The sequence below is a fragment of the Mycobacterium sp. genome (genome assembly GCF_008709575.1).
GTDB lineage: Bacteria > Actinomycetota > Actinomycetes > Mycobacteriales > Mycobacteriaceae > Mycobacterium.
The window spans coordinates 1-23,054 of record NZ_VYIK01000040.1 but is presented as its reverse complement, the minus strand read 5'-3'; the positions used below and the strand labels follow the sequence as shown (position 1 = coordinate 23,054).

15 protein-coding genes and 2 pseudogenes are annotated in these 23,054 nt (G+C 66.3%); 10 read left to right on the top strand and 7 right to left on the bottom strand.

Features of this window, described 5'->3' with window-relative positions; translation table 11 throughout:
• Positions 1 to 51 precede the first annotated feature (51 nt).
• The 3 genes from F6Q13_RS10685 to F6Q13_RS10675 are packed head-to-tail and all read right to left on the bottom strand — an operon-like array spanning position 52 to position 6,308.
• Positions 52 to 2,922 (bottom strand): RND family transporter, encoded by a 2,871-nt coding sequence (locus tag F6Q13_RS10685; RefSeq protein ID WP_293056050.1) that lies wholly within the window; start codon positions 2,920 to 2,922, stop codon positions 52 to 54.
• A 24-nt stretch (positions 2,923 to 2,946) separates the two neighbouring features.
• Entirely contained in the window at positions 2,947 to 5,880 is a 2,934-nt protein-coding gene (locus F6Q13_RS10680; protein ID WP_293056048.1) for an RND family transporter, read from the bottom strand.
• Positions 5,877 to 6,308, bottom strand: a complete 432-nt coding sequence (locus F6Q13_RS10675) for an MmpS family protein (RefSeq protein ID WP_293056082.1) — start codon at positions 6,306 to 6,308, stop codon at positions 5,877 to 5,879. Before F6Q13_RS10675 ends, F6Q13_RS10680 begins: the two co-directional genes overlap by 4 nt.
• A gap of 637 nt (positions 6,309 to 6,945) precedes the next feature.
• Between F6Q13_RS10675 and F6Q13_RS10670 the strand changes: the two genes are divergently transcribed.
• Positions 6,946 to 8,346, top strand: coding sequence for an MFS transporter (locus F6Q13_RS10670; RefSeq protein WP_293056079.1), 1,401 nt, complete (start codon positions 6,946 to 6,948; stop codon positions 8,344 to 8,346).
• A gap of 11 nt (positions 8,347 to 8,357) precedes the next feature.
• Here the strand turns inward: F6Q13_RS10670 and F6Q13_RS10665 are convergent, their stop codons facing one another.
• Positions 8,358 to 9,674, bottom strand: a complete 1,317-nt coding sequence (locus F6Q13_RS10665) for a hypothetical protein (protein WP_293056077.1) — start codon at positions 9,672 to 9,674, stop codon at positions 8,358 to 8,360.
• 228 nt (positions 9,675 to 9,902) lie between these two features.
• Here F6Q13_RS10665 and F6Q13_RS10660 point away from each other — a divergent pair.
• Together F6Q13_RS10660 and F6Q13_RS10655 are read left to right on the top strand one after the other, a co-directional pair.
• Positions 9,903 to 10,912 (top strand): annotated as a pseudogene (locus F6Q13_RS10660) (sulfotransferase family protein).
• Positions 10,913 to 11,000: 88 nt separating this feature from the next.
• The gene (locus tag F6Q13_RS10655; RefSeq protein ID WP_293056046.1) at positions 11,001 to 12,269 is read left to right on the top strand and encodes a glycosyltransferase; all 1,269 of its coding nucleotides are present in this window, start codon (positions 11,001 to 11,003) and stop codon (positions 12,267 to 12,269) included.
• A gap of 18 nt (positions 12,270 to 12,287) precedes the next feature.
• Here F6Q13_RS10655 and F6Q13_RS10650 read toward each other — a convergent pair.
• Positions 12,288 to 13,081 (bottom strand): annotated as a pseudogene (locus F6Q13_RS10650) (phthiotriol/phenolphthiotriol dimycocerosates methyltransferase).
• Positions 13,082 to 13,245: 164 nt separating this feature from the next.
• Between F6Q13_RS10650 and F6Q13_RS10645 the strand changes: the two are divergent.
• The 4 genes from F6Q13_RS10645 to F6Q13_RS10630 all read left to right on the top strand — a co-directional run bounded on the left by F6Q13_RS10645 (position 13,246) and on the right by F6Q13_RS10630 (position 16,638).
• Positions 13,246 to 14,190: an ATP-binding cassette domain-containing protein gene (locus F6Q13_RS10645; protein ID WP_293056044.1), complete on the top strand. Its 945-nt coding sequence runs from the start codon at positions 13,246 to 13,248 to the stop codon at positions 14,188 to 14,190.
• Positions 14,187 to 14,930, top strand: coding sequence for an ABC transporter permease (locus F6Q13_RS10640; RefSeq protein ID WP_293056042.1), 744 nt, complete (start codon positions 14,187 to 14,189; stop codon positions 14,928 to 14,930). The genes F6Q13_RS10645 and F6Q13_RS10640 overlap by 4 nt, the downstream gene beginning before the upstream one ends.
• Positions 14,930 to 15,721 (top strand): ABC transporter permease, encoded by a 792-nt coding sequence (locus tag F6Q13_RS10635; RefSeq protein WP_293056074.1) that lies wholly within the window; start codon positions 14,930 to 14,932, stop codon positions 15,719 to 15,721. The genes F6Q13_RS10640 and F6Q13_RS10635 overlap by 1 nt, the downstream gene beginning before the upstream one ends.
• 110 nt (positions 15,722 to 15,831) lie before the next feature.
• Entirely contained in the window at positions 15,832 to 16,638 is an 807-nt protein-coding gene (locus tag F6Q13_RS10630; RefSeq protein ID WP_293056039.1) for a TylF/MycF/NovP-related O-methyltransferase, read from the top strand.
• On the opposite strand, the gene F6Q13_RS10625 is transcribed toward F6Q13_RS10630, so the two are convergent.
• Both F6Q13_RS10625 and F6Q13_RS10620 read right to left on the bottom strand, forming a co-directional pair.
• Entirely contained in the window at positions 16,639 to 17,406 is a 768-nt protein-coding gene (locus F6Q13_RS10625; RefSeq protein WP_293056036.1) for an alpha/beta hydrolase, read from the bottom strand.
• A 17-nt stretch (positions 17,407 to 17,423) separates the two neighbouring features.
• Positions 17,424 to 19,073 (bottom strand): GMC family oxidoreductase, encoded by a 1,650-nt coding sequence (locus F6Q13_RS10620; protein WP_293056034.1) that lies wholly within the window; start codon positions 19,071 to 19,073, stop codon positions 17,424 to 17,426.
• A gap of 171 nt (positions 19,074 to 19,244) precedes the next feature.
• On the opposite strand from F6Q13_RS10620, the gene F6Q13_RS10615 reads away from it, so the two are divergent.
• The 3 genes from F6Q13_RS10615 to F6Q13_RS10605 all read left to right on the top strand — a co-directional run bounded on the left by F6Q13_RS10615 (position 19,245) and on the right by F6Q13_RS10605 (position 22,917).
• Positions 19,245 to 20,519 carry a glycosyltransferase gene (locus F6Q13_RS10615; RefSeq protein WP_293056032.1) on the top strand — a complete coding sequence of 425 codons (1,275 nt, stop codon included), beginning with the start codon at positions 19,245 to 19,247 and terminating at the stop codon, positions 20,517 to 20,519.
• 39 nt (positions 20,520 to 20,558) lie between these two features.
• Positions 20,559 to 21,548: a Gfo/Idh/MocA family oxidoreductase gene (locus F6Q13_RS10610; protein WP_293056029.1), complete on the top strand. Its 990-nt coding sequence runs from the start codon at positions 20,559 to 20,561 to the stop codon at positions 21,546 to 21,548.
• A 73-nt stretch (positions 21,549 to 21,621) separates the two neighbouring features.
• Positions 21,622 to 22,917, top strand: coding sequence for a glycosyltransferase (locus tag F6Q13_RS10605; RefSeq protein WP_293056027.1), 1,296 nt, complete (start codon positions 21,622 to 21,624; stop codon positions 22,915 to 22,917).
• Positions 22,918 to 23,054: the final 137 nt, after the last annotated feature.

Genomic DNA, 23,054 nt, shown 5'->3' with positions numbered 1-23,054 from the left:
CGACTCTAATCGCCGAGCTCCCGGCTGGCGAATCGACCGTGACCAGCCGGCTCAGCGCGACTGGTTGACCAACAGAGCCCGCACCGCCGGGCGGGGTCCGGCCGGCCGCAGCAGATAACTGGCCGGGCGCGGGCGCACGCGCTGCGGCCACCAGAACCAGCGTCCCAGCAGCGCGGCGATCGACGGTGTCATGAACGCCCGCACCACCAGCGTGTCGAACAACAGACCCAGACCGATCGTGCTGCCGATCTGGCCGATGACCCGCAGCTCGCTGACCGCCATCGAGGCCATGGTGAACGCGAATACCAGCCCTGCCGAGCTGACGACCTTACCGGTGCCGCCCATGGCGCGGATGATCCCCGTGTTGATGCCGGCGCCTATCTCCTCTTTCAATCGGGATACCAACAGCAAGTTGTAATCAGACCCCACCGCCAAGAGGATGATCACCGTCATCGGCAGTACCATCCAGAACAATCTGATTCCCAGCAGATACTGCCAGAGCAGCACCGACATCCCGAACGACGCGCCCAACGACAGTGCCACCGTACCCACGATTACCAGTGCGGCCACAAAGCTTCGCGTGATCATCAGCATGATCGTGAAAATAAGGCAGACCGCACCGACGCCCGCGATCAAGAGATCGTATGTGGAGCCGTCTTGCCAGTCCCTATAGGTTGCCGCGGCGCCGCCGACGTAGATCTTGGCGCCGGCCAGCGGCGTGCCCTTGAGCGCCTCCTCGGCCGCCATTTTTATTCGGCTGATGCGCGCAATGGCCGCCGGTGCCGCAGGATCACCCCGCTCGGTAATGATGAAGCGCGCCGCCTTCCCGTCCGGCGACAGGAAGGACTTCATCGCGCGCTGGAAGTCCGCGTTCTGGAACACCTCCGGAGGCAGGTAGAAGGAATCGTCGTTCTTGGCGGCGTCGAACGCCTGACCCATCGCGGCGGCGTTGTTGTTCGCATCGTCCATCTCGCTGAAGATCCCGGCCATCGTGCTGTGCATCTTCAAGATCATCGTCCGCGAGGCTTCCATGATCGCGATGAGCGGCGGGAACTGGGTGAGCAGCTGCGGCATGATCACATCGATTTTGTCGAGCTCCTTGAGGAGATCGTGCATTTTGTCGGTCACCTCGTCGATGCCGTCGAGGGTATCGAATATGGATCTCAGCGACCAGCAGATGGGAATGTCGTAGCAGTGCTTCTCCCAGTAGAAATAGCTGCGGATCGGGCGCCAGAAATCCTCGAAATCGGCGAAGCGGTCCCGCAATTCGTCGGTGACCTCAGCCAGTTCGTGCGTGGTGACGATAGTGTGGTGGGTGAGGTCGTCGATCTGCTGCGTGAGGAAATACATGCGTTTCGTTATCGCGATCGACTCCGTCAGCGCCTCGGCCTGCTTGAGCATGTCGTTGATACGAGGCTTCATGTATTGAATATTCTGCTGCATTCCGGCGTTTTGAATGCTGATCAGAAACGGCAGTGACGTGTGTTCGATGGGTGTTCCCTCGGGTCGGGTTATGCCCTGCACCCGAGAAATCCCCGGAATCCGGAAAACGCCCTTCGCCAGCTTGTTCAGCACGATGAAATCCGCCGGATTGCGCATATCATGATCGGCCTCGATCATCAGAACTTCGGGCATCATCCGCGCCTGGGAGAAATGGCGATCAGCGGCCGCGAACCCCAAATTCGACGGGATGTCCTCCGGAATGTAGAGGCGGCCGTTGTAGCTCGTTTTGTAGCCGGGCAGCGTCAGGAGACCGAGCAGCGCGAGCGCGCACGTGGCCGCCAGAATGGGCACCGGCCAGCGGACGATCGCCGTGCCGACGCGGCGCCATCCCCGGACCCCGATCCGGCGCCGGGGATCGAACAGCCCGAAGCGGCTGCCCACCGCGATCACAGCCGGGACCAGGGTCAGTGCCACCGCGACCGCGACGACCATGCCCACCGCACACGGAATGCCCATCGTCTGGAAGTAGGGCATCCGGGTGAAGCTCAGGCAAAACAGTGCGCCGGCGATCGTCAAACCCGAAGCCAAGACGACGTGAGCGACCGAGCGGTAGGTGCTGTAGTAGGCCGTTTCGGGATCCTCGCCGGCCTGGCGTGCCTCTTGATAGCGCCCGAGGAAGAATATCCCGTAATCGGTACCGGCCGCCATCGCCAGGGACATCAACAGATTAATGGCGAACGTCGACAGCGCAATAATATGGTGGTGGCCGAGAAAAGCAACGATTCCCCGGGCCGCTCCCAATTCGATCCCCACCATGACCAGCAGCAAGATCACGGTGATGATCGAGCGGTAGACGAGAAGCAGCATGATAAAGATGATCACGGCGGTGACCACGGTGATCTTCAGAATGGAATTGTTACCGGCGACCTGCATATCCGACACCAGCGGTGAAGCTCCGGTCACATAGACCTTGACCCCGGCAGGCGCCGGCAATCGCGCCACGATATTGCGGACCGCCGCCACGGATTCGTCACCCAAGGTGGTGCCCTGGTTGCCGGCGAGATTCAATTGCACATAGACGGCCTTACCGTCCGGGCTTTGTGCCCCCGCCGCCGTGAGCCGATCGCCCCAATAATCCTGCACGTGCTGGACGTGCTTCGGATCGGCGCGCAGTGCGCGAACCAGGTCGGCGTAGTAGGCGTGCGCGTCGTCCCCGAGTGGCTGGTGGCCCTCCAGCACGATCATCGCGAAACTGTCCGAGTCGGATTCTTTGAAGTCGTGGCCCATGCGCGTCATGGCCTGCACCGACGGCGCGTCCACGGGGCTCAGCGGTACGGAATGCTCTTGCCCGACGTGCTCCAGCGACGGCACTGCCAGCGTCACCGTCAGCGTCAGCAGCACCCACGCCCCGATGACCCACGGCGAAAACCTGCGGATGCCCCGCGCCAGCCGCTGCGGCTGGGCGTGCGTGGTGCTCATGCGGCCTGGGCCGGACATCGTGACCTACAGCGTTCTGCCGCTGAGACTGCCCCACGGCACGGCGCCGTCGGACGCGTGCTCGGCGTGTTCTCTCAGCAGCAGGGCACGCACCACCGGGCGGGGACCGACGGGCCGGAGCATGGTGCTGGCGGGACGGGGCCGCACGCGTTGCGGCCACCAGAACCAGCGTCCCAGCAGCGCGGCGATCGACGGCGTCATGAACGCCCGCACCACCAACGTGTCGAACAACAGACCGAGACCGATCGTGGTGCCCACCTGGGCGATGATCCGCAGGTCACTGACCGCCATGGACGCCATGGTGAAGGCGAACACCAGGCCGGCGTTCGTCACGACCTTGCCCGTGCCGCCCATCGCGCGGATGATGCCGGTTTTGATGCCGGCTCCTATCTCCTCTTTCATCCGCGATACCAGCAGCAAATTGTAGTCCGAGCCCACCGCCAAAAGGACGATCACCGACATCGCGAGCACGGCCCAGTGTATTTGGGTGCCGAGCAGATACTGCCAGACAAGCACCGACAGCCCGAAGGAGGCGCCCAGCGAAAGCGCCACCGTCCCCACGATCACCAGGGCGGCGATCGAGCTTCGCGTCATGATCAACATGATGATGAAAATGAGGCACAGCGCCGCGACTCCGGCGATCAGGAGATCGTATTTGGAGCCTTCCACCACGTCTTTCACCATCGCTGCGGTGCCGGTGAGATAGATTTTCGCGTCTTCGAGCGGAGTTCCCTTGAGCGCCTCCTCGGCCGCGGTTTGTATCGCATCCACCCGCGCGATGCCGGCCGATGTCGCAGGATCGCCCCGTTGCGAAATGAGCATCCGGGTGGCCTTCCCGTCCGGCGACAAGAACACTTTCATCACCCGCTTGAAGTCCGCGTTCTCGAAAATCGACGGCGGCAGATAGAACGTGTCGTCGTTTTTCGCGGCGTCGAAAGCCTTGCCCATGGCCGTCGGGTCGCGGCTCATGTCGTCCATCTCGCCGAAGATCCCGGACATGGTGCTGTGCATGGTCAAGATCATCGTGCGCATGCTCTGCATGATCGCGATCATCTCCGGGAACTGGGTGAGCAACTGCGGCATGAGCACGTCGATTTTGTCGAGGTCTGTCACCAGGATGTGCAGCTTGTCGGTAACGTCGTCGACACCGTCGATACCATCGAATATCGATCTCAGCGACCAACAGATCGGAATGTCGTAGCAGTGCTTCTCCCAGTAGAAATAGCTGCGGACCGGCCTCCAGAAATCCTCGAAGTCCGCAAGGTGATCCCGCAGCTCGTTCGTAATCGCTTCCATGTCGTGGGTTTCGCCGACCATGTGATGTGTCGTGCTGGCGAGTTCTTGCATCAGCACGTACATGCGCTGCATTATCCGGATCGTCTCCGCCATGTCGTCGGCTTGCTTGAGCAAGTCCTGCATGCGGTTTTCCTGGAATTTCATGTTTTCCATCATGCCGGCCTGCTGCATGCTGAGCATAAAGGGTATCGACGTGTGCGCGATCGGCGCTCCCGTGGGCCGAGTTATGGCCTGCACACTGGAAATTCCCGGAACCGCGAAGACGCCTTTGGCAAGTTTCTCCAGGATCAGAAAATCTGCCGGGTTGCGCAAATCGTGATTGGCTTCGATCAAGAGAAGCTCGGGTGCCATCATGCGTGACGGGGGAAAGTGTCGCTCGGCGGCCGCATACCCCAGACTGGCGGGAATGTCTTTCGGGATGTACTTCTGGTCGCTGTAGCTCGGTCGATAACTCGGCAGCGTCAACAAGCCGATGAGCGCCACCGCTACTGTCGCGGCGAGAATAGGCGCGGGCCAGCGCACGATCGCCGTGCCTACCCGGCGCCACCCGTAGACGCCGACCGCTCGTTTGGGCTCGAACAGCCCGAACCGGCTTCCGGCCGCGAGCACGGCCGGCACCAGCGTCAGGGCCACCACGACCGCGACGAGCATACCCACCGCGCACGGGACGCCCAGGGCCTGGAACGAGGGCAGCCGGGTAAAGCTGAGGCAGAACATCGCTCCGGCGATCGTCACACCGGAGGCCAGGACGACCTTGGCGACCCCCCGGTAGGAGGTGTAAAAGGCGGTTTCGCGGTCCTCGCCGGCCTGCCGCGCCTCCTGATATCGGCCGAAGAAGAATATCCCGTAGTCCGTTCCGGCCGCGATCCCGAGGGACACCACCAGATTCACGACGAATGTCGTCAGACCGATGAGCTGGTGATGCCCGAGAAACGCCACCACACCCCGAGCGACCTGTAATTCAATCCCGACCGTCAGCAACAAGATAACGACGGTGATCACCGAACGGTAGACGAACAGCAGCATCGCGAAGATCACGACCAGGCTGACCACGGTCATCAGCAGGACCGTTCTTTCGCCGCTGTGGCCCATGTCCGCGGTGATCGCGGCCGGCCCGGTGACATACGCCTTGACGCCCGGCGGCGGCGGGGTCCGCGCCACGATGTCGCGGACGGCGTCGACCGACTCGTTGCCCTGGGCCGCGCCCAAGTGACCCGTGAGGTCCAGTTGAACGTAGGCGGCTTTCCCATCGGCGCTTTGCGCGGCGCCCGCGGTCAGGGGATCCCCCCAGAAATCCTGGATGTGCTGGACATGCTTCGGATCATCTTTGAACTGACGAATCAGCCGGTCATAGTACTGGTGAGCGGCGTCGTCCAGAGGTTGCTGACCTTCCAGCACGACCATCGCCACGCTCTCGGAATTCGACTCCTGGAAGTCTTTCATCAAGCGGTTCATCGCCTTGAACGACGGCGCATCGTCGGGATTCAGCGATACCGAGTGCTCCTGCTCGACCTGCTCCAGCGACGGGACGCCGACACTGATCAGGACGGTGATCGCCAACCAGGCCAACACGATGGGCACCGAGAATCGAAGGATTGTCCGCGCCACCACAGGCGAGCTGTTGATCAGCTGGTGGTTACTCATGAGGCCTTCAATACGCAGAAGGTGAACGCACTGACTTCGTGCGTGATCCGCTCGGCTTTGACCTCGCCGTCCACCACAATCCGGCAGCCGATGCTGTCGCCGTCACCCTGCGCGACGATATTTCCCACGGCCGTCGCCTCGGTGGTCGCGAAGGTCAACGACCACGGCAACCGCACTCCCTCGATGCGTTGGGGATCAGCGTTGACGTCGAAGTAGCTGATGTCCGCCGTGGTTCCCGGCGGTCCGAACACCTCGTAGGTCATGTGCTTGGGGTCGAACGGCTTGGTGTCGTTCAACTGGGTGTCGGCATAGGAGGGGCGTTTCTCGGAACCGAAAACGCCCTGCAAGCGCGACACCGTCAGACCGCCGGCACCGATCACCACCACGATGAGCAGCGGAATCCACAGCCGCTGGAGAACGCGGGCAATCCCGAACCCGCGCTTTCGGGGGCGGTTCTGCGATCCTCGGGCTCCGGGCGCGGGTGGCGGTTGGCCGCTGCGGCGCCAGAAAGCGGGCCGGCGGCCGGACTCGTGGCTGACGTCGTCCTCGACAGGAGCATCGGACCAGGCCTCGACAACGTCGCGCACACCGGGTTCGATCACCGCACCTAACCTTCCACCCCGTCGGGACCCACACCACCGCCCGATCGCGTCACTCTATGTTCGGAGCAGTTCGGCCCGTAGCCGCCGAACGGACTAATGCGCACCGCTTCTCCAGACCGCCTAGGTGGACGTTTGGTGGATCAAGTCTAAGACCCTACTTGCCGGGCGTGACGGCTGTCACGCAACTCGGTCGCCGGCTACTACGCCGGCGACGGCGGCCAGGCACCTGGGGCTTTTCGTCAAAGCCCTGCTCACCCCTGGCATGGCTACTGTAGGGTAACCGGCTATGGCGTCTCTGGATGACGCAGGACGGGCGCCACACTCGACGCCACAACGGGTGCGACGAGCGACCCCGCGGCCCGCCGAATCGACCGAGCTGCGCCGCACGAAACGACACCTCCCGACGTGGCTGCTCTCACGCCGATTCGTCGGCGTCGCCGTCGCGATCGGCGGAGTCCAGCTGATGGCGTCGATGGATGGGCCCGTCGCGGTCCTGGCGCTACCCAAGATCCAGAACGAGCTGGGCCTCTCGGATGCCGGGCGCAGCTGGGTGATCACCGCGTACGTGCTGAGCTTCGGTGGCCTGATCCTGCTGGGTGGGCGCCTCGGTGACACCATCGGCCGCAAGCGCACCTTCATGGCCGGGGTCGCGCTGTTCACGTTCGCCTCCACCGTGTGCGGGATCGCCTGGGACGGGGGTGCCCTCGTGCTGGCCCGGCTGTTGCACGGCGCAGCCGCCGCGATCATCGCGCCGACCTGCATGGCGCTGGTGGCGACCGCATTCCCGAAGGGGCCGGAGCGGAACGCGGCGACGGCGGTGTTCGGCGCGATGGGCGGTGCCGGCGCGGTGGTGGGCCTGGTGGTGGGCGGGGCGGTCACCGACGTGTCGTGGCGGCTGGCGTTTTTGGTGAACGTGCCGATCGGGCTGGTCGTGCTCTACCTGGCCCGCACCGCGCTGGCCGAAACCCAGCGGGAGCGGATGAAGCTCGACGCCGCCGGGGCCGTGCTGGGCACGGTGGTCTGTATCGCAGTTGTTTTCGGCCTGTCGGTCGGGCCGGAGAAGGGCTGGCTGTCGGCCGCCACGATCGGTTCCGGCCTGGTGGCCCTGGTCGCTTCCGTGGCGTTCACCATCGTGGAGCGCACAGCCGAGAACCCGGTCGTGCCGTTCAGCCTGTTCGACGACCGCAACCGGCTGGCCACCTATGCCGCCATGTTTTTGACGAGAGGAGTCAATTTCACCCTGACCGTGCTGGTCGCGCTCTACGTGCAGAACATCATGGGCTACACGCCGCTGCGCACCGCGCTCGGCTTCATCCCGTTCGCCATCACGATGGCTGTCGGAGTAGGTGTCGCCTCGCGGCTGGTGACGTGGTTCTCGCCGCGGGTACTGGTCATCGGCAGCAGCGCGCTGGTGCTGGGCGCGCTGCTGTACGGGTCGACCCTGCACGCCGGCGTGCCGTACTTCCCCAACCTGGTGTTGCCCGTCGCCGTCGGCGCGTTCGGTCTCGGCATGGTCAGCGTGCCGCTGGGACTGTCGCTGATCGCCAGCGTCGGTGTCGACCGGATCGGGCCCGCCTCGGCGATCGCGGTGGTGCTGCAAAGTCTGGGCGGGCCGCTGGTGCTGGTCGTCATCCAGGGGGTCGTCACGTTACGCACCCTGCACCGAGGCGGCACCACCGGGCCGGTGACGAGCATGACCGCCGCCCAGTTGCAGACACTGGACCATGCCTATACTTACGGCCTGCTGTGGCTGGCGGGGGTGGTCGCCCTGCTCGGCGGGGTGGCGCTGCTCATCGGCTACACCGCGGAGCAGGTGGCACATGCGCAGAAAGCTCAGCAAGCCGTCCCCGCCGCGGAACTGTAGCCAGACGCCGGTCAGTCGATCTCGCCGGTCAAACCGAATTCGGCCAGCGTGCGCGCGGCCAGTTGACGCAACGCGGGCTTGGTGTTCTCGGCGCCCGGCTGGTACGCGCGCACGGTGATGGAAATCTTGCCGGCGATGCGCAGGGACAACAGATACATTTCCCCGCCTATTCGTTCCAGCCACCCGCGCGTGAGGCCTTGTCGCATCCCGCGGCCCGCCAGGTATTCGGCGGGGGTGCCGTCGGCCCGGTTCACCAGCGAGCCGAGGTCGCCGAGATTGGAGACGATCACCGGCAGATCGGGGTCGGCGAACCCCGCGTCGACCATGCGCTTGAACGTCGGCTTGGGCGTCCACGGAGCCAGCCACAGCAGCTGGGCCGCCGTGTCCGGGGTTTCCCGCAACGTCGTCAGGGCCTGCTTGATGGCGGCGCGGGCCTCACGCAGGTCCGTCGTCACCCGCGTGGGGTCGATGCTCACGCGCGCCAGGGACAGGGCCACCGCGCGGGTGTCGCCCTCGACGCGGTCGCTGATGGGCAGCTGCAAGGTGACGGCGCCGTCGCTGCCGCGGCGGCGCCCCATCCGTTCGGCGAGTTTGACAGCCAGCCCGGCGACCAGGGTGCTGCTCGTGCCGCCGAGAGCCGCCGCGCGGGCATCCCAGTCCGGCAGGCCGACATAGATCGTGATGCCCGGCACGACGACCGGGTCATCACCGTCGGCAGCTGCCGGCCGCGGTGCCGGCGACCGGTCACCGTGCCGCCGGCCCCGGGCCTGTTCGCGAGCCAGCTTGGTCGCCGCGACGAGCGCACGGGCGACCTGCGGTGTGTCCCGGGCTGTTTGCCCGGCATCCTGCAGCACGGCGCGTGGCCGGGTGCGTGCCCCCGGAGGCGGGTAGCCGAAATCCCGAATGTTGCCCAGGATCGCGTCCGCGACCGCGACCACGAACCCGAGGCCGTCGACCACGTAGTGGGACGCCACCAGGGTGATCGCCGTCGCGCCGTCGGTAAGGGGCAGCACGCCGAGATGCCAGCTCGGGCCGTGTTCGGCGTCGACCGGCAGTTGGGAGCGTTCGTCAACCCAGTCGCTCAGTTCGGCGCGCGGACGTGCGGTCTGGGCGATATCGATGTCCAGTGGCCACCGGTCCACCACCCACCGATGCCGGCCGAATGGCAGCGGCGAACGCTCGATGCGCCGACCCATCAACCCGTATCCGAGATTGTGGTGAAAACGCCTCAGCCCGTCGAAGTCGACGGGGTGCTCGTACACCCAGACGCACTGGGTGACTTCTTTCTGGCCGGCGGCGCGGTGCCCTGCGAAGAAGCCCTGGTCCATCAACGCGAGCCGCGCGTCGGGGGATTCACCCGAAGGACGTGTCCGGACTGGCACTTCTCAGCCTCCGACGGCACGGATCGATTGGCCGTGACGCCGTCAGGAGCGTACACCGTGTCGCGCGGTCATGGTTTAGTCTTGGCGGCCAGAGCAGGATCCAGAACAGGATGTGAATCGGGCTGTGACGATGCATCTGGATGCGCTTTTCGCCCCGATGAGTGCGCAGTGCCCGTGACCGCCGCCGCCGAACAGGCCGGGACTGCGGGCCGTCCGGTCGCGCTGTTCGTGCTGGGGCTGGGCCGGTCCGGAACGTCGGCGCTCACCCGGGTTCTGTCGCTGTGCGGTGGCCGGCTGCCGGCCGGGTTGTTGGGCGCCACCGCGGGCAATCCGCGCGGCTGCTGGGAGCCGCGCACGGCCGTGCACCTCAACCAGGCCATCCTGCACCGGCACGGCAGCTCGGCCTACGATCTGGCGCCGGGCTTGTCCGAGAACGGTTCACCCGACGCCGAAACCACCGCCGCCTGCCTCGCCGACATCACCGCGTTTCTCACCGGGTTGCCGGCTGCGCCGCTGGTGGTCATCAAGGAACCGAAGATCACCGCGATGGCTGGCCTGTGGTTTCAGGCCGCGCGGAGGGCCGGCTTCGACACCGCGGCCGTGGTTGCGGTACGCCACCCGCAGGAAGTCATCGCCTCGTTCACCGAGCGCACCAGCCGTCAGTATTACGTGCACGTCTCACCGGAGCTCGCCAGTGCCTGGTGGCTGAAATACACGCTGCTGGCCGAGCGGGACACCCGCGGCGTGCCGCGCGTGTTCGTCGCCTACGCCAACCTCCTCGAGGACTGGCGGCGGGAGGTGACGCGGATTTCCGTGTCACTCGGGATCGCTCTCAATCCCCGGGATGAGCTCTCAATCCCCGGGATGAGAAGGCCATCGACGAGTTTCTCGCCCCGGAACTTCGGCATCATCGCTACTGCGGCCCGGTGACCGAGCCCTTCGGCACGGACTGGGTGTCGGTGGTCTATCACGCGCTGAGCGCGGCCGCGCGCGACGAGCCCTGGGACGCGTCCGCGCTGGATCGCGTGTTCGAGGCGTACCGCGCGAGCGAACAGGCTTTCCGCACGGCGTTGCAGGACGCCCACCGCTACCGCAGGCTGGACCGGCTTTTGCGGCCGTCCGTCGTCAAGCTGGCCCTCGCGGCGCTGGCACTGGCACACCGGCGTAAGGGCACGTGGGCCTGACGACGCCGGTGTATGCTGCGGGGCGGCTGAGCCGGGGCTGGCGATTTCTGCAGACCGCGCACCGGACGGGAAAGGCCACCATCACGCGATGAAATTTGTCCTGGCGTTCTATGGAACTCGCGGCGATGTCGAGCCCGGCGTCGCGCTCGGGCGTGAGCTGCTGCGCAGAGGCCACGACGTGCGCGTGGCCGTCCCGCCGGATCTGGTCGGCTTTGCCGAGTCGGCCGGGTTGACGGCGGTGCCGTACGGTCCGGACATCGGGGCGTGGCTGGAATCCACCCGCAACTTCTGGACGTATTTCTTCCGCAACTTCTGGCGGGTCCGCGACGTGATCCGGTTGCTGGGCGAAGCGCGAAAACCGGGCACCCGGAGCTGGGCACAGATGAGCACGACGCTGGCCGCGCTGGCCGATGGGGCCGACGTGCTGGTCAGCGGGGTGAGCTATCAAGAACTCGCCGCCACCGTCGCGGAGTATCACGACCTGCCGTTGGCCATGCTGCTGTGGTTCCCGATCCGGGTCAACGGCCGCGTCGTCCCGGTGCTGCCGCCGCCGGTGATCCGCTTCGCGATGCGAGCCTACGAGTGGCTGGTGTGGCTGGGGGTGAGAAAAGTCGATCACGCCCAACGCCGTGAGCTGGGCCTGCCGAAGGCCACCGGCCCCGCGCCGCGGCGCATCGCCCAGCGCGGAGCACTGGAGATCCAGGCCTACGACCCGGTGTGCTTCCCCGGGCTGGCCGCCGAATGGGCGAGGTGGAACGGCCAACGGCCGTTCGTCGGCACCCTGACGATGGAATCGCCGACCGATGCCGACGAGGAAGTCGCGTCCTGGATCGCCGCGGGAACCCCGCCGATCTGCTTCGGGTTCGGCAGCATCCCGGTCGCGTCACCAACCGCCACCATCGCCATGATCAGCGCCGCCTGCGCGCAGTTGGGCGAGCGGGCGCTGGTGTGCGCCGCCGCGACCGACTTCAGCGCCGGCGCGCACGGCGAGCACGTCAAGGTGGTGCCCGCGATGAACTACGCGGCGATCTTTCCGGTCTGCCGCGCGGTGGTGCACCACGGCGGCGCAGGCACCACGGCCGCGAGCCTGCGCGCCGGGGTTCCCACGCTGATCCTGTGGATGGCCGACGTCCAAGTGGTGTGGGGAGCTGCCGTCAAACGGTTGAAGGTGGGCACCGCGCGGCGTTTTTCGACCACCACGCAGAAGTCCCTGGTCGCCGACCTGCGCACCATTCTGGCCCCGCAGTACGCCGCCCGGGCCCGCGAGATCGCCACCCGGATGACCCGCCCCGCCGACAGCGTCGCGACCGCGGCGGATCTGGTGGAAGATTTCGCCCGCCGCCGGCGTGTCGGCTAACCGGGTCGGGCCGCGGGCTCAGCCACCCGTGGCGGCCAGGGCATACATGCGGTACGACGTTTCCCCGCTCGCCAGCCTCCGGTAGATCGCCGACCCCTTTATTGGCGCCCCCTGGCGGAACACCTGCCGCAAAAAACCCGGCGCCAGGCTGTCCATCACCGCCGTCCACCGCGCCGAATTCAGTTCGATGCCCCGCAAAACCTCGGTGTTGATCTCCCGCTCGGCCACAATCCGCAGCCCCGGCGCCCCGGCCAGCGCCGCCTCCCACTGAGGGCACTCGAGCCGATGTCGCACATCGGCGTACAGGAACGCCCCGCCCGGACGCAGCACCCGCGCAACCTCACCGAGGAATCGGTCAAAATGGTGGTAGCAGTGCGAGGACTCGATATTGATCACCGCATCGAACGACTGCGGGGGAAACGGGAGGTTCTCGGCGTCGCCCGGCACGAATTCCAGACCCGGCAACCGATGGCGCCGACGGCAGAACTCGATGCCGGCCTGGTTCAAATCCAATCCGACATAAGACGCCGGACCCAACGCGCGCACCAGATACGAGGCGCCGCCGCCATGCCCGCAGCCGACCTCGAGCACTCGCTTCCCGGCAAGTGCACCGGCCTGGGTCGCGGTGCGGTGATAGAGCTGGATCGGGTAGCGGTTGGGTTCGTCCGCGGCCTGCAGCGGTAAGGCCATCGGCGGGTCCTCTTGATAGGCCAGTTCAAAAAGAGCACGTCGTCGCCGACATGGCGGGTCAGGTAGGGGTAGAGGCGCTTGTTGAGGTCCCGGATCTGGCTTCTTGACGGCGCGGCCGACAGCACCGTTCGCGGCGGCCAGTCGCGCGGCCACGTCGCGGCGCTGGGGAGTGACGCGCGGCATAGCGCGATGCTAGAACTCCACGGGTCGCAGCACCGGGTTATCGACAACCCGGCTATAGTCGATCCCTCCCCCGCGCAGCATCGACCATGAAATACTCCCTACGGTGAGCCGACCTGCGATCGAGGTTAATGGCCTGACCAAGACGTTCCGGCGAACCGCTGCGCTGCGCGGGGTGAGCTTTTCGGTTCCGGCCGGCACGGTGTGCGGACTACTCGGCCACAACGGCGCCGGCAAGACGACCACGATCAACATCCTGTCGACGCTGATCCACCCGGACTCGGGCACCGCGATCGTGGCCGGCTACGACGTCGTCGAGCAGCCCGCCCAGGTGCGTGCCAGCATCTCGATGGCCGGGCAGTTCACCGCGATCGACCCCCTGCTCACCGGCCGGGAGAACCTGGTGTTGTTCGGCAGGCTGCGCGGCCTGCGCCGGCGCCAGGCCAAGGCGCGCGCCGAAGAGTTGATCGACCAGTTCGATCTGGGTGAGGCCGCTGACCGGCAGGTCAGCACCTATTCGGGGGGTATGCGGCGCCGTGTCGACCTGGCCGGCGCGCTGGTGGTGCCGTCGAAGGTGCTGTTCCTCGACGAGCCCACCACCGGGTTGGACCCGCGCAGCCGCCGCGACGTGTGGGCCCTGGTGAGCTCGCTGGCTCGCCAGGACGTCGCCGTGCTGCTGACCACGCAGTATCTGGAGGAAGCCGACGTGCTGAGCGACTCGATCGTGGTCATCGACCACGGGCGGGTGATCGCCAGCGGCACCGCCGAGGACCTCAAACGGCGGGTGGGCAGCAGCTACTGCCAGGTGACCCCGGCCAACCCGGCCGATCTGCCGAAGGTCGCGGCGGCGCTGGCGCGCTTCGACGGGATCGACGTCGACGCCGACACGAACTCGGTGTCGGTGTTGGCCCCGCACGGGGTGGCCACGCTGGGTGAGGTGTTTCGGCATGTCGATGCGCTGGGGATCGAACTCGTCGACATCTCACTGCGCAAACCCTCGCTCGACGAGGTGTTTCTGCAGCTGACCGAACCGACCGTCGCCCAGTCATGAGCGCCCTGGCCGCCCTGACCGAACGATCGCTGATCTCCGCCGCGCGCGGCGGGGGGATGATCTTCGAGATTCTTTCCCCGGCCGGATATTTGGCCGGTTTCACGGTGGCGCTGCACGGGCTGATCGACACCGGCCGGATGAGCTATGCGCAGTACCTGGTGCCGGCGGTGGTCATCCAGTCGGTGATCTTCATCGCGGTGCTGGCCGCCAGCTACAACACCCGGGATCATCTGCTCGGGCTGCACGACCGGTTGGCGACGCTGCCGATCGGCGCGACCGTGCCGGTGGGCGCCCGCATGCTGGCCACACTCATCCGGGCCGCCCTCGCCGCGTCGGTGGCGGTGCTCGCCGGCTACGGGTTCGGATTCCGCATGACCGGCGGACCGGGCTACGGGCTGGCATTCGTGCTTCTTACGTTGCTGCTGTGCCTGGCCGTGGCGCTCGGCGCCGACGCGCTGGGCTCCAGCACCCGCAGCGCCCAGGGAGTCAACCAGCTGCTGACGGCTCCCCAGCTGCTGCTGTTCATGCTGTCCACCGGGATCGCGCCGGAGAACACCTTTCCCGACTGGCTGCGACCCTACGTGCGTGACCAGCCGGTGTCACAGGTCGCCGAGACCTTGCGCGGCTTCGCCACCGGGCAGGTGGCGCTCGGCAACGTGCGGGCCAGCCTGGTCTGGTGTGTGGGCATGATGGTGATCTTCGGCGCGATCACTCTGCACCTGCAAAGGCGGCCACGGTGATCGCGCAGCCCGGAATAGCAGGCTCGCTGCTGACTCAGACCTGGGTGCAGGCGGGTCGGCTCCTGACCCGGTGGCGGCGCGAGCGGGCGGTGCTGATGGGGTCGCTGGTCGTGCCGGTCCTGATCCTGTTCGCCTACGAGGCGGTGCTCGACGAGCGGGTGCACGCGGTCACCGGCGTCGCCAGCGTGTACGGCCTGGTCCCGGTGTGCGCGGTGCTGTCCGCGCTGTTCGGCGCCCTGCGCACCGCCGAGGGCATTGTCGCCGACCGCCAACTCGGGCTGCTCAGCCGGATGTGGGTGTTGCCGTTGCACCGGTCCAGCCCGCTCACCGGACGACTGGCCGCCGAGGCCGTGCGCGCGCTGGTGGGGACCGTCCTGATCACCGCCCTGGGAGTGCTGATGGGACTGCGCTTCGCGCACGGCTGGGCCCCGGTCGTGGTCTACCTCCTGATCCCGCCGATCGTCGTGGTGGGGTTCACGGCGCTGGTCATGGCGTTAGCCGCCCGCACCAACGCCCACACTGCCATGACCCTGCTGGCGACCGTGACGGTGTCGCTGGCATTCCTCAATCCCGGCATCACCCCTCTTGGGCTGTTCCCGGACTGGCTTAGGCCGTTCGTCCGTCTGCAACCGATGTCGCCGCCCATCGAGGCGATGCGGGCACTGGCCTACGACGGACCGCTCGGGTGGCCGTTGGCAGCGACTCTGCTCTGGGCGGTCGTGCTCGTGGCGGTGTTCCTGCCCTTGGCTGTGCGCGCGTACCGGCGCGCCGCCCAGTCCGGCGCCGCCTGAGACCGGGCTCAGCGCGATCCGGGGATACCGCGAACACGGCGTCGGTGCCTGTCTAGACTCAGCGCCGGTAGCACCGCCATGCCAGGTCGGGGCTTCAGGCAGGAGCAACTGTGACCATCACCGAACACGACGTCCGATCCCTGTATCTGGACCTGCTCCGACGCAACCTCACCCGATACGGGATGCCGGAACGACCACCCGCGCACTGGCCGCTGCGGCGGCGGCTGCTTCTCAAAACCGTCAACACCCTCAGCGCCGTCCGCAGCGGCACGAGCGATCAGCGCACGCGCGAGTTGGGCCTGGACTGGCCCGCGGAAGCCGAGACGATGATCGGAATGCAGAGACTGACCAGCCTGCAGCACTGCGTCGAGACGGTCCTGGCCGAAGACATCCCCGGCGACCTGATCGAATGCGGAGTGTGGCGCGGCGGGGCGTGCATCCTGATGCGCGCGGTTCTGGCCGCCTACGGGGACGAGACCAGATGCGTGTGGCTCGCCGATTCGTTCGAGGGAGTACCGCGCTCGGATCCGGCAAACTACCAAGCCGACAAGGGGATCAGATCCGAACTCGCCGCGGGCATCCTGGGGGTGCCGGAAGCCGAGGTCCGGGCGAATTTCGAGCGCTACGGGCTGCTCGACGAGCGGGTCCGTTTTCTTCCCGGCTGGTTCAAGGACACTCTGCACGACGCCCCGATCGACCGCCTTGCCGTCTTGCGGCTCGACGGCGACCTCTACGAATCGACGGTCCAGGCGCTTGACGCGCTGTACCCGCGACTGTCCCCCGGCGGGTTCTGCATCGTCGACGACTATCAGGCGGTGAAGGCGTGCGAACAAGCCGTCACCGATTACCGCGCGCGCCATGGCATCACCGCGGAGATCGTCGACATCGACGGGACCGGCGTGCTGTGGCGCAAATGATCACACCGCGATCTCTGCAGGCAGGGCGCTGCCGGAGAGCCAGCCCTCGACGGTGCGGGAGAACAGGTCCGGATAGCGCAGGGGCCAGTCGTGGTCCATGCCCAGTACAATCCCGTTGACACCGTGAGGCATTCGCTGCGCGAGGACGGCCGCCGAGCGGCGAACGAACCACAATTCCCGGTCGCCGGTCAGAAATAATGTGGGCGAGTCCGATTTGTCGAGTCCTTGCGGAAGCGTGAACCCCGCGGATGCCTCGACGAGGTGGGCGACCTGCGCACCCGTCATCAGGCGCACATCCTCGCGGTAGTCGTCCGGCTTGGCGGAGGGAATCCGCTCGCGGCGCAGACTCATTCGCACGGTCACGAACCGCGAAACCCGGGCGACCAGCCCCAGCAGGGGCGCGGTCAGCCGTCGGCCCGGGACCGCGTCGATCATGGTCCCGCACAGCACCGCCCGGTCGACGAGTTTCGGCTCGCTCGCCAGCAATTGCACCCCTACCTGGGCGCCGAGCGAATGGCCCACCAGGTGTACCCGGCCGGAGCTCACCCGAGTGCGGATGAGCTCGGCCACCGCCTGCGCGGCGCCGCTCATGTCGAAGCGGCCCGGCGTGGCGCTCTCACCGTGCTGGGGCAGATCGGGGACCAGGCACCGGTATCGCTGCATGCGGTCGACCACGGGCTGCCAGGACCGGCCGCTGTATTCCGCGCCATGCAAGAAGACGACGGCGGGTGCTCCGACCGGACCCGACTCCCGCACAAACAAATCCATCTCAGCGATCCTCAGGGTCAGGTGGCGAAATGCTCGTGGTTGATGTGCTCGGCCACCCGCAGGGCATTGGCCGCGACCGTCAAACTGGGATTCAAACCGGCACTGGACGGGAAGAACGAGGCGTCTACCACATACAGGTTGTCCACCTCGTGCGCCCGGTTGGCTGCGTCCAGCACGCTGGTTTTCGGGTCGGTGCCAAAGCGGCACGTGCCACAGACATGCCCCAGGGTCGCGTTGTTTTTACCGGTCCGCAGGGGAAGTGTGCGAAACGGCCGCAGCACCTCGTTGACCTGCCGCAAAAACACCGCCCGCCGCTCGATCTCGCTGCGATGCAGCCGATACCGAAGCCGCAGCCGCTGGCGACCATCTGCACTGGGACGCTCGCTGGGCAGGACGCGGTTGTCCGGATAGGGCAGGTCTTCCAGGATCGCGGCCAGTAACAGTCCTCCGCCGAGGAAGCGGTCGTAGACCGGGCGTGTCGCCGGGTTGATCAACCGCAGCACCATCTTTTGCCAGCCGGGCTGGTTGGTCAGCATCTCCAGCGGCGCCAACGTGGCCATCGCGCCGGCCGATTGTACGGTGCCGTATTTCTGCCCTTCCCAGAAATAAAAGTCGTTGAAGCCGATCTGCTTGTTCTCGTCGGTGATCCTGGCGCCGGGGTGCGGCCAGACCTCGATCCAGTCGAGCAGATGACGCATCAGGTTGCGCCCCACCTGATCCGAACCGTTGGCCAAGCCGCTCGGCCAGTCCCCCGAGCGGGAGTTGAGCAGCAGCAGCGGGGTGATCAGCGCGCCCGCGGCCACTACCACCACCGTGGCACGCAACCGCAGCACACCGTCGCGGTGTCGACAGATCACTTGCTGAACCCGGGTACGGTCAGCTTGCAAGCTCACCACCGGACATTCGGTCAGCAGCCCGGCGCCGTGCTCGGTGACCGCGGGTAGCACCGCGTTGCGGGCGGCCTCGCCTTTGCACATCCGCGGACACAGATAGGCCTGACAGGTCGCACAGTCCGGCTGGTAGTCGCAGGCCATCGGCAAGTGGTAGGGATGTAATCCCAGACCGCTCAGATGCTCGACCAATACCTGGTTGTCGGGCGAAAACGGCGGCGCCGGCGGCAAACTGACCTCGGCGGAGCGTGAGCGCAGCGGATCGGTCCCACCGCGCACTCCCAGCAGCGCCTCGGCCTGCGCGTACCAGGGCCGCAGCTGCTCATAACTGATCGGCCAGGCTTCGGGCACCGTGGAGTCGCCGGGATCACGGAAATTCTGCCGCGGCGTGAAATCTTGTTCGAAAAACCGCTCGCACACCATGCCGTACAGCGCCGACGAGCCGCCTGTGCCGCTGCCGATAAACGGCACGAACCGGCGGGCAACCCGCCCGCTGACGTCTTCGATCTCATCGGTGCTGCGCCCGGCCCGCGCCAACGCGTCATAGTAGGCCTGCGTCGAGCGGTATGCCCGTGGCTCGGCCACCTCCGGCATCGCCGCCCGTATCGTGCCCGCCGCGCCGGGCAGCGTCGAGCGCCCTTTTTCCACGAACAACACTCGCCGGCCTGCCTGCGCCAGCCGATACCCGGCCATCCCGCCCCCCATGCCGGTGCCCACCACGACCACGTCCCACACCACGCGCTCGGCCTCACCAGCAGTAAGATCGCCGACCGTCACATCAGCTCCTCAGCGTGATAGCCCGCGCAGCGTGGCCCGACCCGGGCGAACCAGACGGTACCACCCGAGGCAGCTGACTCGGCGCTCCGGCCCACAGCCGGACAAGGGGTACCTACGGCCGATACCCCGGTGTGCTGACCCCTACGACGACCTGAGAGGCTTGAGCCCGCGATGAAAGTTGTGCTGGCATGCTGGGGAATGCGCGGCGATGTCGAGCACTGTGTCGTCGTGGGCCGCGAGCTGCTGCGCCGCGGACATGAGGTGCGCATCGCCGTCTCACCCAACCTGGTCGGCCTAGCCGAGGCGACCGGGCTCGGGGCGGTCCCCTACGGGCTGGATGCGCGGCCCCATTCGGAGGTACAGCGCAAATACTGGACGTGTCTGCTTCGTACCCCGTGGCGGGTCGGGGAGCTGGACAGGTTGGCACGCCGCATTGCGCAGATCATCACCCGGTGCTGGACCGATGAGGTGACCGAGACGCTGGTCTCGCTGGCGGACGGTGCGGATGTGATGATCGCCGGACTGGGTTTCGAGCAGTTCGCCGCCAATGTCGCGGAGTATCACGGGCTTCCATTGGCCACGGTGCATTTCTTCCCCATGCGGGCCAACGGCCAGGCCTTGTCATTCCTACCGGCGCCGTTGGGCCGCTCCGTGATGACGCTCTGGGAGCGGCTGTCGTGGAGCGGCGCATTGAAAAGCGCTGAGGACACGCAGCGTCGTCACCTCGCTCTGCCCCCGGCGACAAGCCCTTGGCCGCAGCGGATAGCCGAACGCCGATCCCTGGAAATCCAGGCCTATGATCAATTGTGCTTCCCGGGGCTGGCCGCCGAATGGGCGAAATTCGACGGTCGGCGACCCTTCGTCGGCACGCTGACGCTGGAGTTGCCCGCGGAATCTGACGACGAGGCCGCAGCGTGGATTGCCGCAGGACCGCCCCCGATATATTTCGGGTTCGGCAGCATAGCGGTCGAATCCGCCGCCGACACGCTGGACATGATCGCCGCGGCCTGCGCGCAGTTGGGTGAGCGGGCGCTGGTGAGCGCCGGCGGCACCGACTTCAGCGACACAGCGAGGTTCGAGCACGTCAAGGTGGTGGGCCCGCTGAATTACGCGGCGATCTTTCCGGCCTGCCGCGCGGTGGTCCACCACGGGGGCTCAGGAGCCACAGCCGCGGGCCTGCGCGCCGGAGTTCCCCAGCTGATTTTGTGGACGTTAGTCGATCAGCCGCTCTTCGGCGCCGCGGTCAAACGACTGCAGGTCGGCACCGCCCGGCATTTTTCGGCCACCACCGCCAAAACGCTGGCAGCGGACTTGCGCAAGATCCTCGCCCCGCACTACCTCACCCGGGCCCGCGAGGTCGCCACCCGGATGACCACACCCGCCGACAGCGCAGCGCGCGCTGCTGACCTGCTGGAGGATTTCGCCGGCGGGCAGGGGGTCGTCTGATCGGCGATAGCGGCCAAGTAAAGTGCTAGCATCCCGTCCGTGGCTGGACCCGGCGCCCCGGTGCGGATCGGCATTGTGGGGGCGGCGCGCATCGCACCCAAAGCGCTCATCAAACCGGCCCGGGAAAACGCCGACATCGTGGTGGCCGCGGTCGCCGCACGCAATAACTCCCGTGCGCATGCGTTCGCCGACAAACACGGCATCGCCCGAGTACACGACAGCTACGAGGCGCTGATTGCTGATCCGGATCTGGACGCGGTCTACAACCCGCTGCCCAACGGTCTGCATGGCAGGTGGACTCGAGCGGCGCTTGCCGCGGGCAAGCACGTACTGTGCGAAAAGCCTTTCACCGCCAATGCCGCCGAAGCCCGCAAGATCGCCGAACTGGCCGCGACGTCAAACCGGTTGGTGATGGAGGGATTCCACTACCGCTACCATCCTTTTGCGTTGCGCGTGGAGGAAATCCTCGCCTCCGGTGAGCTGGGCACGCTGCAGCACGTGGAGGCGTCGGTGTGTTTCTGGCTACCGAAATTTTCCGACATCCGCTATGACTACTCCCTGGCCGGCGGTGCGCTCATGGATGTGGGATGTTATGCGGTCGACATGGTCCGCACCTTCGGCGGTTCAACCCCGGAAGTCGTTGCCGCGCAAGCGAAACTGCGCGGTCCGCAGGTGGACCGGGCCATGACGGCCGACTTGCGCTTCGCCGACGGGCATACAGGCCGGGTCCACTGCTCGATGTGGTCGTCGAGTCTGCCGCGGTTCACCGCCAGGGTGGTTGGCGACCGGGGCGAGCTGCGGCTCAATCCGCTGATACCGTTCCAGCGGTTCTCGGTCCGCTCAGCGGACGGCAATCGTGTCGAGAGCTTCCCTGCGCGCGCCACCTATGCCTATCAGCTCGAGGCTTTCGCGGCGGCGCTGCTTCGCGGCGACCCGGTGAAGACGGGGCCGAAAGACGCCGTCGAGAACATGACCGTCATCGACGCGATATATCGTGCTGCTGGCCTGCCGCTTCGCAAGCCGGCCTGAACACTGGGCCGGGCATAATGACCGATACTGCTGCCTTGTCCTGAGCAGAAGACGACTGAAAGGCTAGCGCTAGATGAGGTTTGTGCTGGCATGCTACGGAAGTCGCGGTGATGTCGAGCCCTCCGTCGTTGTCGGTCGCGAGTTACTCCACCGCGGCCATGAAGTGCGCATGGCCGTCCCGCCGAATCTGGTGGGCTTCGCCGAGGCGGCTGGTCTTGCGGCAGCCGCCTACGGGCTGGACACACAAGCCATTCTCGACGCGCAGCGTAACTACTGGACCTGCCGCTTTCGCACTCCTTGGCGGGCGCGCGAGCTGCTGAGGCTGGCCCGCGAAACTCGCGACGTCTCCGCCCGGTGCTGGTGGGAGATGACCACGACACTCGCAACGCTGGCCGACGGGGCCGACCTGTTACTTACCGGCCTGACGTTCGAGCAGCCCGCCTTGACCGTCGCCGAGTACTGCGATGTTCCGTTGGCCACATTGGATTACTACCCGGTGCGGGCCAATGGCCAGCTCCTGCCGTTCCTGCCTTCGCCACTGATCCGTTCCGCATGGGCCCTCGGTGAATGGATTAATTGGCGCCTCATGAAAAAAACCGAGGACGCCCAGCGCCGCGAACTCGGCCTTCCGAAGGCAACAGGCCCCGCGTCGCGCCGGATCACCCGACGAGGATCCCTGCAAATCCAAGCCTATGATGAGGTGTTATTCCCCGGGCTTGCTACCGAGTGGGCGAAATTCGGTGGTCAGCGACCCTTTGTCGGCACCCTGACGATGGCGTTGCACACCGATGCTGATGAGGAGGTCATCTCGTGGATCGCCGCCGGAACGCCGCCGATTTTCTTCGGGTTTGGCACCATACCGATCGCAGCTCCGGCCGATACGATCGCAATGATCGCTGCGGCCTGCGCGCAGTTGGGCGAACGGGCATTGGTGGGTGCGGGCGCGAGTGACTTCAGCCGCGCGCCTCATTTCGACCACGTCAAGGTGGTAGGCGCGGTGAATTACGCGACGGTCTTTCCGGCCTGCCGCGCGGTGGTGCACCATGGCGGCGCAGGCACCACCGCTGCGGGCCTGCGCGCCGGAGTTCCGACGTTGATCCTCTGGACATTGCCTGATCAGCCGATCTGGGGTGCACAGCTGAAACGACTGAAGGTAGGCTCTGCTCGTCGCTTTTCGACCATCAGCGAGAAATCGCTGGTCACCGAACTGAGAACGATCTTGACCCCGCAGTATCGCAGCCGCGCCCGGGAAGTCGCCGCACGGATGACCGAACCCGCGGAAAGCGTCGCTACCGCTGCCGAGCTTTTGGAAAATTTCGCCCTCCTTAAGCGTGCCGGCACACCGTCGGCGGGCAATCGCGATTCTTAGCGCTCGCAGCAGCCGAGCGAACGATCCGACGCGCGTGTCGTCAGACATTCTCCGCAGCATAATTTTGGCTCTTGTGACGTTGTAGTGGGTTCGTGACCTGGGGATTTGGGGCGCAACGCCGTGTCCTGCTTACGTTT